This window comes from Mycobacterium cajalii, from assembly GCF_045809005.2.
GTDB lineage: Bacteria > Actinomycetota > Actinomycetes > Mycobacteriales > Mycobacteriaceae > Mycobacterium.
This window is the reverse complement of the sequence record NZ_CM141436.1, coordinates 6,060,318-6,075,940: the sequence shown is the minus strand read 5'-3', so window position 1 is coordinate 6,075,940 and position 15,623 is coordinate 6,060,318. Positions and strand designations below refer to the sequence as shown.

The following is a 15,623-nucleotide window of genomic DNA, read 5'->3' as shown; positions in this document are numbered from 1 at the left end:
GGGCCACCTCGATCCATGCAGAGTGACGCCGGTCACACCGGGCTTTCCCCGCCGCGGCGAAGCCCAAACCTCAGGGCTTGATGCGGATCGGTCCCGGCGACCACCACCCGCTGCGGGTGGCGGTGCCCAGGTCCAGCTGGGCGGGGCTCGCCTCGGCGATGGTGTCGAACTTGCGCAGCGACCCCCAGTCGCGGCCCCAGTCGTGGGACAGATACGTCGACATCACGTGGGCGCGCAGCAGCAGGTCGGTGATCCCCAGCAGCCCGCCGTTGACGCCGTCCTCCCAGGTGTCGGTGTCCTGCTTCTTGGCGTTGTAGTCCGGCGTGATGCGGAACTTCGGGATCTCGGTCACGCCGTTGACGTGCAGCATCGGGTGCTGGCACGGGAACGCCAGCCCGACCGCCCAGTCCATCAGCACCGGCTGCGAGGAGCCGACGTACTCCTGCACCGAGCGCAGTTCGGGCACCCGCGGCGGGGTCACCGCTATCCAGTCCTCCGGCGTGAGGGAGAGGTCCTCGGCCACCAGCCGAACCGCGACCGCGTCGGCTGGTATCTGAGACCGGGCGAAGCGCAGGTTGCGCCACACCTTGGGCTGTTCGCCGTAGAGGTCGTAGGGCGTCAGCCGGCCGGCCGCGACCGGCTCACCGCCGGGGCCCGGCCTGGCGTACTCGAGCACGACGGTCTGCCCGGCGGTGTAGCCGTGCAGGATGCTGTTGCCGGTGATCCTGCCCGCGGCGGTCACCACCAGCAGGGGATGCCCGTCGTCCGGCCTGGGCAGCCGATACCACGCCGAGGTCAGCCTGCTCTGCTGTTGCGCTCCCGTGGTGTAGCTGCCCGCCAGCGGAACCCGGTCGGGGTCCAGGCCGTAGGGCAGCGGCAGCATGGACCCGTTGATCCCCGGCGACTTCAGCTTGGTGGGCCCGTACCAGTCGTAGTCGGTGCCCGGCTGCGGAACCGCCGTCTCCCGGACCGCCTCGGCCAGGGTGCGTTCCGGGACGCCGTTGGGGGTGAACCCCGTCGGGTCGACGCCGCCCAGCGGTCCCAGCGGGCCGTAATCGCCCGGCATCGGCGTCATGAAACCGGCGTTGCTGTCCGGCTCGACGAGCACGTCGTCGGCCAGCGCGCAGCCCCCGGAGAACTCGCGCAGGTTGTCCCAGCCGTTGGAGTAGGTGGGGTACTGGCGCACGATCCCGGCCACCATCGACGCGACGAACACCAGCGCCATGAACCCGGCCGCGATCGGCACCGGTGCTGCCGTCGCCGCCCGCGCCAGCCGGCCCTCGCCGCGGTCGCGCGGCGCGAAGTGCAGCCACACCGCCCACAGGGCCGCGATCGCGAACACTGCGAAAATCATTGCGCTGACGCTGATTCCGCCGAGCCTGGGCATGATGTTGTTGAACGGGACGCCGTAGCTCGAGACGTACCACCAGCCGTTGGTGGTGGCGAAACACAGCGCCAGCACGAACAGCACCGCCGCGGTGAACGCCATGCGGTTGCGTGACCAGCGCAGCACCTGGTGCGACACCAGCACCGTGGTCAGCGCGGCCATCGCCGCGCCCACCGCCGCGAACAGCCCGAAGTGGTGCACCCACTTGGTGGGGGTGAACATCAGGAAGAACATGGTGCCGAAGATGACTCCCATCAGGCGCCACGCCGGCCCGCGGGCCACGCCGGGAACGCGCTTGCGCCGCAACATGATGAACACCGCGGTGAACAGGCACAGCGCGGAGATGAAAAAGCCGAACCGGCGCGACAGCGAGCCGTCGACGGTGGGCAGGAACAGGTAGTAGTAGCGCAGGTTCTCGGTGTACCAGGCCTGGCTGGGCCCGATGTCGGTGCGAATCCGGGTGGCCTCCAGCACCGTCGACAGCGTCTGGTCGGCGAACACCACGGTGAGGATGACGAAGCCGGCGGCCAGCAGCGGGGCCACCAGCGGCCAGGTGCCGACCAGGCGATGCCGTTTGACCATGATCCGCACGATCGGGCGGCCACCGGCGACCAGGGCGGCCACCGCGATCAGGCCGGTGGGCTGCACACCGAGGGTGAAGGCGGCGGTGACGACGGCCAGCGCCGCCGGCGTCACCCGCGAGGCGCACATCGACCGCTCGATCAGCACATAGGTGATCAGCGAACCCAGCGCGATGATCGGCTCGGGGCGAAGACCGTTGTTGAACGGCATCCACGCGGTCAGCAGGACCAGGCCGGCCGCCCAGTTGGCGGCCGTGCTGCCCGTGACCGCGGGGCCCAGCCGGGGCAGCACCTCACGCGAGAGCAGCAGCCAGCACACGAGCCCGGCGACCAGGTCGGGCAGCCGCATCCACAGGCTGCCGTCGCTGACGTGGGTCATCAGGGCCAGCAGGTTGTAGTACCAGCCGAACGGATCCTCCGGGCTGCCGAACCAGCGGAAGTAGTTGGACATGTAGCCGGCGTGGTCGGCGACCCTGGCCATGCCCAGGATGTAGCCGTCGTCGGAGGAGTTGGCGCCGATCACGTGCCAGAGCAGGAACCCGAAGATCACCGTGGCGTCGACCAGGGTGAACTTGCGCCAGCGGGTGGGGATCAGCCGGTGCATGCGCCGGCCGTCCAGCTGGTCCAGGCGCCACAGCGCGATCAGCGCGACGACGGTCGCCACGACCGCCAGCACCATCGCCGCCAGCTTCAGCGTCGTCGGGGTCGTCGAGAACCGGGTGTCGATGGTCGCCGAGAGCCGCAGCCCCGGCGGGGCGGGGCCGCTCAGGTCGCTGAACACCCCGACGATCTGCGGGCGCAGGTTGGGATCGGGGAAGCCGCCGCGCACGGGCCGGCCCGCCGGATCGGTCAACCCGACGAAGGTGGCGAAGGTGCCGGCCAGGGTGGAGGTGATCTCGATGCGCTGACACTTCGGGGAGGCCACCTGATCGCGCGGCGCGCCGGCGATCACCACGTTGCGGTCGGTGACGTCGACGCGCTGTTTGCCCGCGACGACGAACAGCGCGTTGAGCGCGGCGTCCTTGCCCTTCTTGGGTGCCGTGCTCAGGACGACGCCGCCGTCGGGAGGCAGAGCGCCCACCACCGAGCACGGCACGCTGGCCGTCACGTCGACCGGGGTCAGCGAGATCAGCGGCGCCGTCACGCTGTTCAATTGGCCGTTTTGCGGCCAGTTCAGCATGGCGGTGGTCTGCACGACGGGCAGCAGCGGCGTGGCGACCGACAGGACGAAACCGATCAGCCCCGCGATCGTCGCGACCCAGCGCGTCGCCCGCACGTCCTGGCGGCTGACGGGGTTCGCGGTGGCCCCGCGGCGTTCGGAGTTGATGACGCTCATGGGAGGGCTCGAATCGGTCCTTTCCGGCTCCAGCCGGGCACGGTGGTCACGCCCTGCACGACGGCGGCGTTCGGCGCTTTGTCGGCCGGCACCAAACGGTGGTACTGCTCGACGGAGCCCCAGTCGCGGTGCCAGTCGCCGCGCAGGTAGGTCGAGACGGTCGAGGTATACATCATCGCCTGGGTGAACAGGAACGGACCGCCGGCCTCACCGGCCTGCCACCCGTTCGACGACGCCGCCGTCTGCTTGTGCTCGGGCATGATGCGGTAGTCCGGAAGCTCGGCGACGCCGAGGTGTTCGGTGAACGGCCGCTGGCAGGGGAAGTTCGCCGCGGTCGCGACGTCCATCAGCACCGGGGTCTGCGATCCGAGCAGGTGCTGCAGGGTCTGCAGCACCGGGACCCGCGGCGGGGTGAACGCGAACCACTGCTCGGAGCTCAGGTTCGGGTCGTAGGCGACGATGCGCGCCACGTCGGCCTCCGGCGGCGCCCAGGCCAGCGGGAACCGCAGGTTGCGCCACGCCGGCTCCGGCCCGATGTCGATCGGTTGCACCTCGTTCAGCGGTTGGGTGGTGCCGTCCGGGCGGGTGACCCCCCATTGCAGCTTGAGCAGCTGCCCGTAGGTGAAGGTGCCGTCCTCCTTGTAGGACCAGATGGCGCCGGCGGCCGAGATGACGACCAGCGGGCGGCCCGGGTCCCCCCTTTTCAGGTCGCGCGGCAACCGGTACCAGGCCGAGGTCGCCGTGGCGGCCAGCGAATTCTCGCCGTAGCTGCCCATCACCGGGGTGCGGGCCGGGTCGAGGCCGAACGGCAGCGCCGCATGCGATCCGTTGACGCCGACCGGGCCCTTGCCGCCGGCCGTGCCAGCGGAGTCGCTCATGGTGGCGTTGGGTTTGTTGGGGGATGCGTCGGAGTTCACCACGCCGGGCTTGGTCACCACCGGGTAGGACCGCAGGTCCTCGCCCACCCCGTCGGGTTTGAAGCCGACCGGGTTGAGCCCGCCGAGCGGGCCGTCGGGCCCGAACTGCTGTCCGGGGACCGGCTGCAGCAGCCCGGCGTTCGGGTCGGGTTCGGCCAGCACGTCGTCGGCCATCGCGCAGCTGGTGAGCCCGGACGCGATCGCCGCCAGGTTGGCCTTGCCGGTGGTGTACTGCGGGTAGCGGAACACCGCGGCCTTGGCCAGGGAGGCGACCTCGCCGACGACCATGATCGACGCGACCACCAGCAGCGGCGTCGAGGCCAGCACCCGGTTGCGCCGGTTGGCCTTGACCTCGGTGTGCCCGGCGTAGTCCATCCGGAAGTGGTACCAGGCGGCCAGCAGGCCGGTCAGGATCGACAGCGTCAGGAACATCGACGTCACCGGGTGGCTGGCCACGACCGGCGGGATGTCGTACCAGGGCACCCCGTAGTTGTTGACGTCGAACCAGCCGTTGACGCCCGAGGTCGCCCACGCCAGCACGAACAGCAGCGCGGTCACGTACAGCGTCAGGTTGCGCCGGCTGTGCAGCCCGATGCGGGCGAAGGCGAACGCGGTCACGGCCCCGAGGAGGCCGGCCAGCCCGGCGAACGCGCCGAACTGCACGGCCCACTTCGTCGGGGTGAACGTCAGCAACAACAGCCCGACCGCGGTGGTGCCGATCAACCGCCACGCCGGGCCGCTGGCCACCCCCGGCACCCGGCCGCGCCGCAGCAGCACCACCAGCACCACGAACATGCACAGCAGCAGCACCAGCACGGCGAAGCGCCGCGACATCGAGCCCTCGGCGTTGCTCTCCACCGTCAGGAAGTAGTAGCGCAGAAAATCCTGGTACCAGGCGATCGTGGGGCCGACCTGGTATTTGATGCGCGCCGACTCGGCGACCGTGGCCAGGGTCTGGCTGCGGAACACCACCACGGTGATCAGCGACAGCGCGGCCGCCAGCACCGCCAGCGGCGCCGGCAACCCGTCGGTGGCGCGGCGCCGCCGGATCACCCCGGCGATTGCCCGGGCCCCGGTCAGCAGCGCGGCGACGGCGACCAGGCCCTGCGGGGCCAGCGTCGCGGTGAGCATCGCGACGATGACCGCGACCGCGGCCGGCGCCAGGCGGCCCAGCGCGATCGCGCGTTCCGCCAGCATCCAGGTGGCCACCGCGCCGAGGGCGATCAGCGGCTCGGGCCGCAGCCCGTTGTTGAACGGCAACCAGGCGGCCAAGAACACCGCGCCGGCGGTGAACACCGCGAGCCGGTTGGCCGCCAGGCCGCCGCGGCCGGGTCCCAGCCGCCGCAGCGCCCAGTGCCCGATGATCAGCCAGCACGCGATCCCGGCCAGCGTGGCCGGCAGCCGCATCCACACGCCGGCGGTGCTCACCGACGCCATCCCGGACAGCACGGACAGATACCAGTCGAACGGCGCGTCGGTCGTCCCGAAGAAGCGGTAGTAGTTGTCCACGTAGCCGGCCTTGGGCGCGATGCGGGCGATGGTCAGGTTGTAGCCGTCGTCCGAGGAGGTGGCGCCGATGACGTGCCACAGCGCCAGCGTCGCGATGACCCCGGCGTCGGCCAGCCAGACCGCAGCACCGGCGTGCCGGCGCGCGCCCCGACGGAGCCGGCCGCGGCTGCGCCGGTCCAGCGCGGCCAGCGCGCCGATGGCGGCCAGCACGGCCAGCGCGCCGACGGCCATCGCGGCCGTCTTCAGGGGCGTGGGCGCCGTGATGAACCGGGTGTCGATGTCCACCCGCGCCGACAGCCCGGGCTGGGCCGGCACCTTCAGGTCGGTGAAGATCCCGCCGACCTGCGGCTTCTTCTCCGACGGAAGCACGCCGGCGGCGCCGGGTATGCCGACGAAGTCCGCGCCGACGGACCCGGCGTCGGCCCAGATGTGCAACGCCCTGCAGGTGTCCGTCGCGACCGCCGAGCGCTGCGCGACCGCGGCCACCGAGTCGCGGAACGCGGCGACGACCACGTCCTTGTTGGCGCGCACGAACAGCCCGTTCTTTCCGGCGTCGACTCCGTTGGCGGGCAGGGTCGAGACGACCAGCCCGCCGTCGGCGGGCAGGGTGGCGATCGCCGGGCAGGGGATGGAGATGTCGAGCGCGCGCGGCGCCCCGGACACCAGCGGCGCGGTGACCTGGGCGACGTGCCCGTCGGTGGTGCCCTGCGGCCACAGGATGGTTGCGGTGGTCTGCCGCACCGGAAGCAGCGGGACGCTGACGCAGATCAGCACGCCCACGATGCCCGCGGCGAGGGCCACCAGCCTCGGGACGCGCCGGGATTGCTGCTCGCCGTCGGGGGACACGAGGGTCGATGGTAAGCGACGCCGCTGAGGACGCAGGGTATGGACGCGGCGATAGCGCCCAGCGGGTATGCCGCGGAGCGGCACGCCGAAATCGGTGTGAATGGGGTAACAATTCCCGGTTTGGCGCCGGGGTGGGCCGGTAATCCCCCCGGGCCGACCGTGAGGTTCAGCGGCTGGCCGCCATCCTCCGCGAGCTGATCGCCGCGGGGGCGCTGCCCGCGCTGCCGTAGTCCCCGGGTCGGGCCGCCTGCTGCGACTCAGTGCCGCAGCGGCGCCGGGTTCCACAGGCCGCCGCGGGTGACCGTGCCCAGCTGGAGCCGGGCCGGCCCGGCGTCGGGGTAGTAGGGCGTCAGCCGTTGCAGCGAGCCCCAGTCCCGCGACCAGTCGTCCTTGAGGTAGCTGGCCACCGTCGTCGCCTTCAGCAGCAGTTCGGTGACGCCCAGCGGGCCGCCGCCGTTGTTGTCCATCACCGGCGAGTTGGCCTCGGCGCCGAAGCGGTCCGGCAGGATGCGCCACTTCGGTGTCTCGTCGACGCCGTTCCGGTGGCCGAACGGCCGCTGGCACGGGAACGCCAGCCCGACCAGCCAGTCCAGGAACACCGGGTCCTTGGAGCCCACGACGTCCTGCAGCGTGCGCAGCCGGGGGATCCGCGGCGGGGTGAGGGCGATCCAGTGCTGCGGCGCCAGGTCCTCGTCGTCGGCGACCAGCCGGACCCGGGTGGCCGACGCCGGGATCGCCGACAGGGCCAGCCGCAGGTTGCGCCACGCCGGTGACGCCCCGACGTCGGCGAGCTGGAACGACCCGCCGGGGTGCCCGCCCGCCGCTTCGCCGTCGGTGGCCCACTGGATCTGCACCTCGCGCGGGTCGAAGCGGCCCGCCGCGCTGACCACCAGCAGCGGGCCCGCCTGGTCGCGGGGCGGCAGGCGGTACCAGCCCGACCGCAGCCGGGCCGGCACCTGGATGCCGGGGCGCCAGCTGCCCAGCACCGGGGTGCGCGCCGGGTCCAGGTTGTAGGGCAGCTGCGCGCGGGAGTTGTTGAGCCCGGGGGCCGCCCGGGTGCCGCCCTCGGTGCCGGCCCCGGTGCCGGTGACCGGGTTGTCGTCGGTGACGAAGCTGCGGTCGCCCGGCCGCTCCATCACCGGGTCGGCTCGCACGTCGGCGGGAATGCCGTTGGGGGTGAAGGCTTCCGACAAGCCGGCGCCCAGGGCCTGTGCCGCCGGTCCCGTCACCGGCGCCAGCATGCCGGCGTTGGGGTCCTGCTCCACCAGCACGTCCTCGGCCAGGCCGCAGGTATTGCCCGTCAGGGCCTGCAGGTTGGACCGGCCGACCGACCACGCGGGGTACTGGCCGATCATCGCCAGGGTCAGCGACATCACCTCGAAGACCACCAGCACCCACGCGGCGATCGCCAAGGGCGACTGGACGATTCCGGCCAGCCGCGCCCCGTACCGGGTTCGGGGCGGCGCGTTGTCGGTGGCGACGAAGTGGAACCACGCGGCCAGCAGCAGCACCAGCAGCGTCAGCCCGAGGAACACCGTCGACGCCCCGTAGTGCCACTTGGGGAACGCATTCGACCAGGGGACACCGAAATTGGACACGTACCACCAGCCGTTCACGCTGGCGAAGCACTGTGCCATCACGAACAGCACCACGGCCGCGAACACAGTACGGTTGCGCCGCGAGCGCATGGCCCCGGCCGTCACCGCGACCGCGGCCAGCGCCCCCAGCGATCCGGCCAGGCCGGCGAACACCCCGAAGTGGTGGGTCCACTTGGTGGGCGTGAACATCATCGCGACGAACGAGATGATCGTGATGCCGATGATGCGGCGGCTCGGCCCGGCGGCCGTGCCCGGAATCCTGCCCTTGCGCAGCGACATCGCCACGGAGATGCCGAGCGCGAGGACCAGCGCCAGCACCGCGAAGCGGCGGGCGATCGAGCCGTCGGGGCTGGCCATGAACAGCCGCTCGTAGCGCAGGTGTTCGTCGAACCAGGTCAGGCTGGGGCCGACGGCACGCTTGAGCGCGGTGGCCTGCATTTCCCCGGCCAGGGTCTGGTCGCGGAAGATCAGGATCACCGTCACGGTGGCCGCGGCGGCCAGGGGCGCCAGCAGCGGCAGCAGCCCGAACCGCCTGGATCTGCGGTGCAGGATGGTGCGCAGCGGTCCGATCGCGACCAGCAGCGCCCCGATGGAGGCGATGCCCGTCGGCCCGGAGAACAGCGTCAGCGCCCCGATGATGCAGGCGCCCGCCACGGGCAGCAGCCGGCTGGTGGCCACCGCGCGTTCCACCGAGCACCACGTCAGCAGGATGCCCAGGGCGATGATCGGCTCGGGCCGCAGCCCGTTGTCGAGCGGCAGCCACACCGCCAGGAACATGCCCGCCGCCGTCCACGCCGCCGCCCGGCTCCGCTTGACGGCGTGGCCCAGGCGGGGGATGACCTCGCGGCTGATCAGCCACCAGGACGTCAGCGCCATGGCCAGGGTCGGCAGCCGCATCCAGATGCTGGTGGTGGTGACGTGCGCCCACAGCGCCAGCAGGTCGTAGTACCAGCCGAACGGGGCCTCGGGCGTGCCGAACCAGCGGTAGTAGTTGGCCATGTAGCCGGCGTGCTCGGACACCCGGGCCATGGTCAGGATGTAGCCGTCGTCGGAGGTGTTGGCGCCGACGAAATGCCACCACACCAGCACCGCGATCACCACGGCGTCCAGGCCGCCGATCGACCACCACCGGGCGGGCAGGAAGCGGCGGTGCCGGGTGGCCCCAGCGGTTTCGAAGGCGGTGTCGAGGACGTGCAGCGCGACCAGGGCGGCGGCCGTGCAGAGCAGCCCGAGGATCATCGCGGCCAGTTTCAGCGGCGTGGGGCTGCTGCTGTAGCGGGTGTCCACGGTCGCTGAGAGGCTCAGCCCCGGCGGTGCCGGTCCGCTCAGGTCGGTGAACACGCCGACGATCTGGGGCCGGAAATCGTAGCCGCTGCGCTCCCCGCGCAGTGGTGCGCCGGGATGCTCGGCGTTGGGTCCCTGCCGCAGCCCGACGAATTCGCCGGTGACCTTCTCGGCGCGCGCCGTGAAGGTGAGCCGCCGGCAGGCCGGGCTGAGCACCTGGCTCAGCGGGGCCGTCACCACCGGGACGTTGCGCACCACCAGCACCAGGTAGTCGTTGGCGCGCTGGATGAGCAGGCCGCGATCGACGGCCTTGGGGGCCTGCTTGGGCACCGTGGAGAGCAGCACCGTCTTGCCGGCGTTCTCGGGCCCGGCCAGCCCGGCGGCGGCCTGGCATGGCACGCTGACGTTGAGTTCGGTGGCGACGTAGCCGATCAGCGGCGCCTCGACGCTGGCGAAGGTGCCGCTTTGCGGCCAGTTCAGCTGGGCGGTGGTCTGTTTGACCGGCATAAGCGGCGTGCCCACGGCCAGCAGGGTTCCGAGTAAACCGGCGATGGTCGCCACGAGCCGAGCGATGCGGTGGTTGGTTCCCGTGTCGCTCACGGAGCTAGATGGTAGTTCTTCGGCCCTAGCTGGGGTTTCGGTGACCATCAGCCGCCGCCCCCGGGCTTGCGGATGGCCAGGACGAACGGGCCGACGGTTGCCACGGCGAAGCGGGGGTCGGCGAACAGGGCGGCCCGCAAATCGACGACGTAGCGGCGCACGTTGGGCTGGTTGGGGTAGACGTCCTCGGCCAGCCGCAGGGTGTAGTTGCTGCCCGCGCCGCGGCGCATCAGGAACACCGTCGGCGGCGGCCAGGGGCAGGTGTCCAGGGCGTGGATCAGCTCGTCGGGCGTCTTGAGCTTCGACCATTTCTCGATCTGCGCCGCCCGCAGGTCGAACTGTGCCAGTGGGTTGGCGTAGTGCGAGGTCAGCCCCTGGAAGCCCCAATACGGGTAGTAGGACAGGAAGCTGTAGTCGGCGGTCATCACCACGACCCGGTCCGGCGGCAGCCCGGTCACCTGCCGGATGGTGGCATCGACTTTCGCGTAGAACTTCTCCGAGCCGGCCGGCCGCCGGTCGCCGCGCTGGCCGTGCCCGTCGGTGTCGGTGTAGGCGATGGTCAGGTCGGGGCGCAGCACCTCGGGGATGTCCTGGCTGAACGCGATCGCGGCGGCCAGCCCGACGGCCCCGGCCACCGGCAGGGCGGCGCGGCTCCTGTCGGCCAGCGCCCGGGTGGCCTCCAGGAAGCCGAACGCCCCGGCCGCGACCAGCAGCACCGTCAGGGTGGGCTGCAGACGGAACGACAGCAGCGTGGTGCGCGCCAGCGTGGTCAGCATCGACAGCAGCGACCACAGGTAGACCGCCAGCACGCCGATGGCCAGGGCGCCGGCCCTTACCGACGTGCGGGCCCGCAGCACCAGCCACAGCGTGCCCAGCATGCAGACGGCGCCCAGTAGCGAGAACTGCAGCATCGGGAAGGTCAGCTCGGCCCCGTCGGCGGGCAGGTAGTGCATGGCGCTGCCGGTGTTGCTGACCGGGCTGTGCAGTGCGCGCAACGCGAACGGCAGCCACGTTGTGGCGCCGATCGCCGCGGCGATCACCGCGATGACGGCCAGCCTGCGCAGCGGGCCGACCGCGGCCTGCACACCGCCGTGTCGCCAGCGCGAGGCGGCCAGCAGCGCGGCCATCAGCCCCACCGTGAACGCGCTGAAGCCGAACAGCAGCGTGTACCAGGTGGCCGCCCAGCCCAGGAAGATCCCGGCGCCGATCACCGCGGCCCAGCCGCCGCGCGCGCCGGCGCGCAGGCCCGACCACGTCAGCACCAGCACCGGCGGCAGCAGCACCGTGATCATCGCCGAGTAGGGCTCCGGCGCACCGTAGGCCAGCGTCGCGGCCGCGGTGGCCGCGGTGAGCACCAGCGCGTACTCGAAGCGGACCAGCCGCCACCACAACACCAGCGCGACCGCGACCGCGACGGCGATCGAGGTGATCGCCCACGGCTTGAACACCTCCCAGGCCGGCGTCCCGGTCAGCGCCGCGGCGCGGCCGCCGATCCAGAACCAGCCCGGCGGGTAGAACGGCGGCAGGCCGAGGTAGGTCATGTCGTGCAGGGCGGGGCTGTCGGCGAGCCGGGTCAGGTATTCGGTGCGGAACTGCTGGTCGACGGAGACGCCGAACAGGTACAGCTTGGTCGCCCCCAGCGGCATGCCGAGGGTCACGACGGTGAACGCGGAGACGAACGCCAGCCCACCCAGCCGGGCGAGCAGGCGGTGGCCGCGCCGCCACACCCAGCCGGCGCCGACGAGCCCGGCCAGGCAGCCGACCTGCCCGACGGTGGTCAGCGCGTGCAGCTGGTTCGACGACGGGTAGGCCGGCCACTGCACGCGGGAGATCGCGACCAGCGACACCACGGCGACGGCGACGGCGACCAGCGCGGCCGCGGCGATCTGGCCGAGGCCGGCGAGCGCGTTGCGCGCGGTCAGATTGGCAGCCTGCGGAAGACGCTCCGCGGGATGTGTCGCAACACCATCATCACATAGCGGAATGCTGCTGGCGCCCAAACCAATTCCTTACCTTTTGCCGCCGCGGTCACCGCGAGGTTCGCGACGTACTCCTTGTCGACGGTGAGCGGGGCCTCCTTGATGTGCGCGCTCATCCGGGTGCGTACCTGGCCCGGCCGGATCACCAGCACGCGAACCCCGTACTCCCGCAGCGCCTCTCCGAGCCCGAGGTAGAAGCCGTCCAGGCCGGCCTTGGTGGAGCCGTAGACGAAGTTGGACCGCCGCACCCGCTCCCCGGCCACCGTGCTCATCGCGATGATCTGGCCGAAGCCCTGGGCGCGCATCTTCTCGCCCAGCAGCACCCCCACCGAAACCGCTGCGGTGTAGTTGATCTCGGCGGCCTGCACGGCCTTGCGCTGGTCCTGCCACAGCTCCTCGGCGTCCCCGAGCACCCCGAAGGCCACGATCGCCACGTCTATATCTCTTGGGTCCCCGCCCCCAAAGGCCGCCTCGATCACCGCGGGATGGGTGTCGCTCGCGGTCGCGTCGAAGTCGACCCACTCGACCGACTTGGCGCCCGCCGCCGTCAGCGCGGCGATGGCCTCGTCCTTGCGGGGATGGCCCGGCAGGTCCGCCAGCACGATTCGCGCGTGTGCGTTCTGCAGGTAGCGCTCGCAGATGGCCAACCCGATCTCGGAGGTGCCCCCGAGCAGCAGGATGGTCTGCGGATTTCCCACGGCGTCCAGCACCATCTAGAGCAACTCCAAGCGTCGGGCCATGTCGGAGGCGAACACCCGGTCGGGGTCGGCCTTGCGGCGCACGGCGATCCACTCGTCGATGCGCGAATACATGGCGTGGAAGGTGTCGGCGCTGACCCGTGAGTCCTTCGCCGTGTAAACGCGACCGCCGAATTCCAGGACGCGGCGGTCGAGTTCGTTGAGGAACTCGTTGAGCCCGGGCTTGATCGGGAAGTCGACGCAGACGTTCCAGCCTGGGATGGGAAAGCTGAGCGGGGCCTTGTTGCCCGGGCCGAACAGCTTGAACACATTGAGAAACGAGTAGTGCCCGGACTTTTGGATGTCGCGGATGATGCCCTTGAACTCCTCGACCGCGGTGGTGGGCACGACGAACTGGTACTGGCCGAAGCCGGCGGGGCCATAGGCCCGGTTCCATTCACCGAACATGTCCAGCGGGTGGTAGAACTGCGTCAGGTTCTGGACCTTGCCGCGATACGTGCCTGACTTGCGGTACCACAGCTCACCGATCGGCCCGAAGGTGTACTTGTTGGCCAGCCCGTTCGGGAACACATCGGGAAACGTAAATAGCTGCGGCGCATCAAATTTCAACGGATTGCGCTGGAGCTTCTCAGGCAGCTGGTCGAGCTTGGCGAGCGAGCCCCGCGATATCGCCGCCCGGCCCAGCTTCGGGGGCGGGCTTATCGCGTCGAACCACGCGGAGGAGTAGGTGTAGTTGGCCTCGCTGCCGTCGCTGTGGAAGGCGATGGTCTCGTCCAGGCTGGCGGTCACGTCACCGTCGGCGATGAAATAGGCCGTCTCCGTGGGCGTCATCTCGATCGTGGCCCGCAGCACGATCCCGGTCAGCCCGTTGCCACCGACGGTGGCCCAGAACAGTTCGGACTCCTCGCCGGATGGGGTCAGGTGGCGGATGGCGCCGTCGGCGGTCAGCATGTCCATCGACCGCACGTGGTTGCCGAAGCTGCCCGCGCTGTGGTGGTTCTTGCCGTGGATGTCGCAGGCGATCGCGCCGCCGACGGTGACCTGGCGGGTTCCCGGCAGCACCGGAACCCACAGCCCGAACGGCAGCGCCGCCTTCATCAACTGGTCCAGGCTGACGCCGGCGTCGACGTCGACCAGCCGGGTGTCGGCGCTGATCGAGTGGATGGTGTTCAGCGGCGTCATGTCGATCACCAGGCCGCCGCCGTTTTGCGCGTTGTCGCCGTAGGAGCGGCCCAGCCCGCGGGCGATCACGCCGCGTCCTCCCGAGCCGGCCACCCGGGCCACGGCCTTGGCGATCACCTCGGGATCGCGCGTCGAGAGCACTTCGGCCACCGACGGTGCCGTGTGGCCGAAGCCCGTCAGCCGCGTGGTGGTGGTCGGAACGTGACTGCTCAACATCGTCAAAGAGGGTACCGCCTGCACGTGGCGGTTCAGCGGATGCGGAAGATGACGGCCCGCTGCACGACGAAGTTGATGACGGTCGCGGTGCCCTGTGCGACCACGAAGGCGGCGGGTATCGCCCAGGCCCGGTAGTGCCACAGCGCGAGGCACAGGTGGTTGAGCCCCACCTGCACGGAGAAGGTGACCGCGTAGAGAACCATGACCGCGACGAACCGGGCGGTGCTCGGTGCCGCCTGGAACGTCCACCGGCGGTTGATCAGGTAGGCGGTGATGGTGCCGACGACGAAGCTGGTCGCCTTGGACAGGTCGACCTGTAGGTGCACCGCTTGGTAGAGCACCAGGTAAAGACCGAAGTCGACGATCCCGGCCAGTCCGCCGGCGATGACGAAACGCCCCACCTGCGTCATCAGGTTCAGGTGCGGCCGCGGCGGCGCCGCACTGGACTCCGGGGGGATCACCGGGAGGAGTCTAACGGGGCGCGCCGGCGCCCCCGGCGCGTCAGCCGGGCAGCTTCACGTCGAGCAACTCGACCCGGTTCTCGCCCTGGGGCGTCGCGTAGGTCACGGTGTCGCCGGCCTGACGGCCGGCAAGGGCCCGCCCCAGCGGGCTGTGCGCGGTCAGCGTCTCGGCCTCGCGGCCCGCGGGCGTCTCCTCGACGATGGAGATCACCTGCATGGTGACGACCTCGCCGTCGTCGAACCGCAGCGTGACTTCGGTGCCCCCGGGCAGCGTGGCGGCGCCGTCCTCGGCGGGCAGCGGACCCCCGCGCAGCCGCCGGTCCAGTTCGTTGATCCGGTCGGTGAGGACGACCAGCTCCTCGGCGCGCTGAACGGCCTCGGCCGCGTCGCCGTGGTCGCCGATCATGCCGCGGTCGTTCCTGACCTCCAGCTCCAGGCGGTCGCGGCGCTGCCGCAGCCGGTCCAACTCCGCCGCGAGACTCTCGCGCGCCGCATCCGCCGCTGACGGGGCTTTCTCGCTCACGTCCGCCGTCCTTCCGCCCGGTTCGCTGGGGTGGCGTCCAAGTGTTACACCACCGAGGGCCGGCCGCCAGGCGATTCGCGCCTTCGCTGCCGACCGGCTTAGCCCGGGGGACCGGCGGGAAATGGATGACCGCTGATGAGGTCGGCCGGCGATGGGCGCGAGGATGTCGGGCACCTCAGGTGGTGGCGCCCGGCGAGGTTGGCCCCACCACCCGGCGGGCCTCGGCCAGTCGTTCTTCACAGATGCGGTAGAAGACCCAGCTTCCGCGACGCTCACGGGTGACCAGGCCGGCCTCGTGCAGGACCTTCACGTGGTAACTCACGCTGGGCTGGGAGATGCCCAGAGGACCGGTCATGTCGTAACCGCATTCCCCGCCCGGTTTGCCTCTGAGCAATCCGAGGAGTTGGACTCTCGTCGGATCGGCCAGCGCCTTGAACAGCTTGGCAATCCGTTCGGCCTCGTCGCGGGACATGGCTTGGTCCAGCGGCGGACAGGGGTCTGTTCGC

Annotated in this window: 9 protein-coding genes; all 9 read right to left on the bottom strand. The window is 71.0% G+C overall.

The genetic code is table 11. The features are described from left to right. Nucleotides 1–70 precede the first annotated feature (70 nt). The gene (locus ACJ512_RS29155; RefSeq protein WP_407685378.1) at nucleotides 71–3,304 is read right to left on the bottom strand and encodes an arabinosyltransferase domain-containing protein; all 3,234 of its coding nucleotides are present in this window, start codon (nucleotides 3,302–3,304) and stop codon (nucleotides 71–73) included. Next, complete coding sequence (locus tag ACJ512_RS29150) at nucleotides 3,301–6,576, bottom strand: arabinosyltransferase domain-containing protein (RefSeq protein WP_407685377.1); 3,276 nt, start codon at nucleotides 6,574–6,576, stop codon at nucleotides 3,301–3,303. Before ACJ512_RS29150 ends, ACJ512_RS29155 begins: the two co-directional genes overlap by 4 nt. Before the next feature lie 257 nt (nucleotides 6,577–6,833). Further along, on the bottom strand, nucleotides 6,834–10,106 hold the full coding sequence (locus ACJ512_RS29145; RefSeq protein ID WP_407685376.1) for an arabinosyltransferase domain-containing protein: 3,273 nt from the start codon (nucleotides 10,104–10,106) through the stop codon (nucleotides 6,834–6,836). Further along, entirely contained in the window at nucleotides 10,106–11,980 is a 1,875-nt protein-coding gene (locus tag ACJ512_RS29140) for a galactan 5-O-arabinofuranosyltransferase (RefSeq protein ID WP_407685399.1), read from the bottom strand. The genes ACJ512_RS29145 and ACJ512_RS29140 overlap by 1 nt, the downstream gene beginning before the upstream one ends. After that, nucleotides 11,977–12,750, bottom strand: coding sequence for a decaprenylphospho-beta-D-erythro-pentofuranosid-2-ulose 2-reductase (locus tag ACJ512_RS29135; RefSeq protein ID WP_407685375.1), 774 nt, complete (start codon nucleotides 12,748–12,750; stop codon nucleotides 11,977–11,979). The genes ACJ512_RS29140 and ACJ512_RS29135 overlap by 4 nt, the downstream gene beginning before the upstream one ends. Continuing rightward, nucleotides 12,751–14,133 carry an FAD-binding protein gene (locus tag ACJ512_RS29130; protein ID WP_407685374.1) on the bottom strand — a complete coding sequence of 461 codons (1,383 nt, stop codon included), beginning with the start codon at nucleotides 14,131–14,133 and terminating at the stop codon, nucleotides 12,751–12,753. 32 nt (nucleotides 14,134–14,165) lie between these two features. Next, nucleotides 14,166–14,543, bottom strand: coding sequence for a GtrA family protein (locus tag ACJ512_RS29125; RefSeq protein WP_407685398.1), 378 nt, complete (start codon nucleotides 14,541–14,543; stop codon nucleotides 14,166–14,168). A 91-nt stretch (nucleotides 14,544–14,634) separates the two neighbouring features. Then, a complete protein-coding gene (locus tag ACJ512_RS29120) occupies nucleotides 14,635–15,117 on the bottom strand; it encodes a GreA/GreB family elongation factor (RefSeq protein WP_407685373.1) in 483 nt (160 codons plus the stop codon). 175 nt (nucleotides 15,118–15,292) lie between these two features. Then, complete coding sequence (locus ACJ512_RS29115) at nucleotides 15,293–15,589, bottom strand: ArsR/SmtB family transcription factor (protein WP_407685372.1); 297 nt, start codon at nucleotides 15,587–15,589, stop codon at nucleotides 15,293–15,295. Nucleotides 15,590–15,623: the final 34 nt, after the last annotated feature.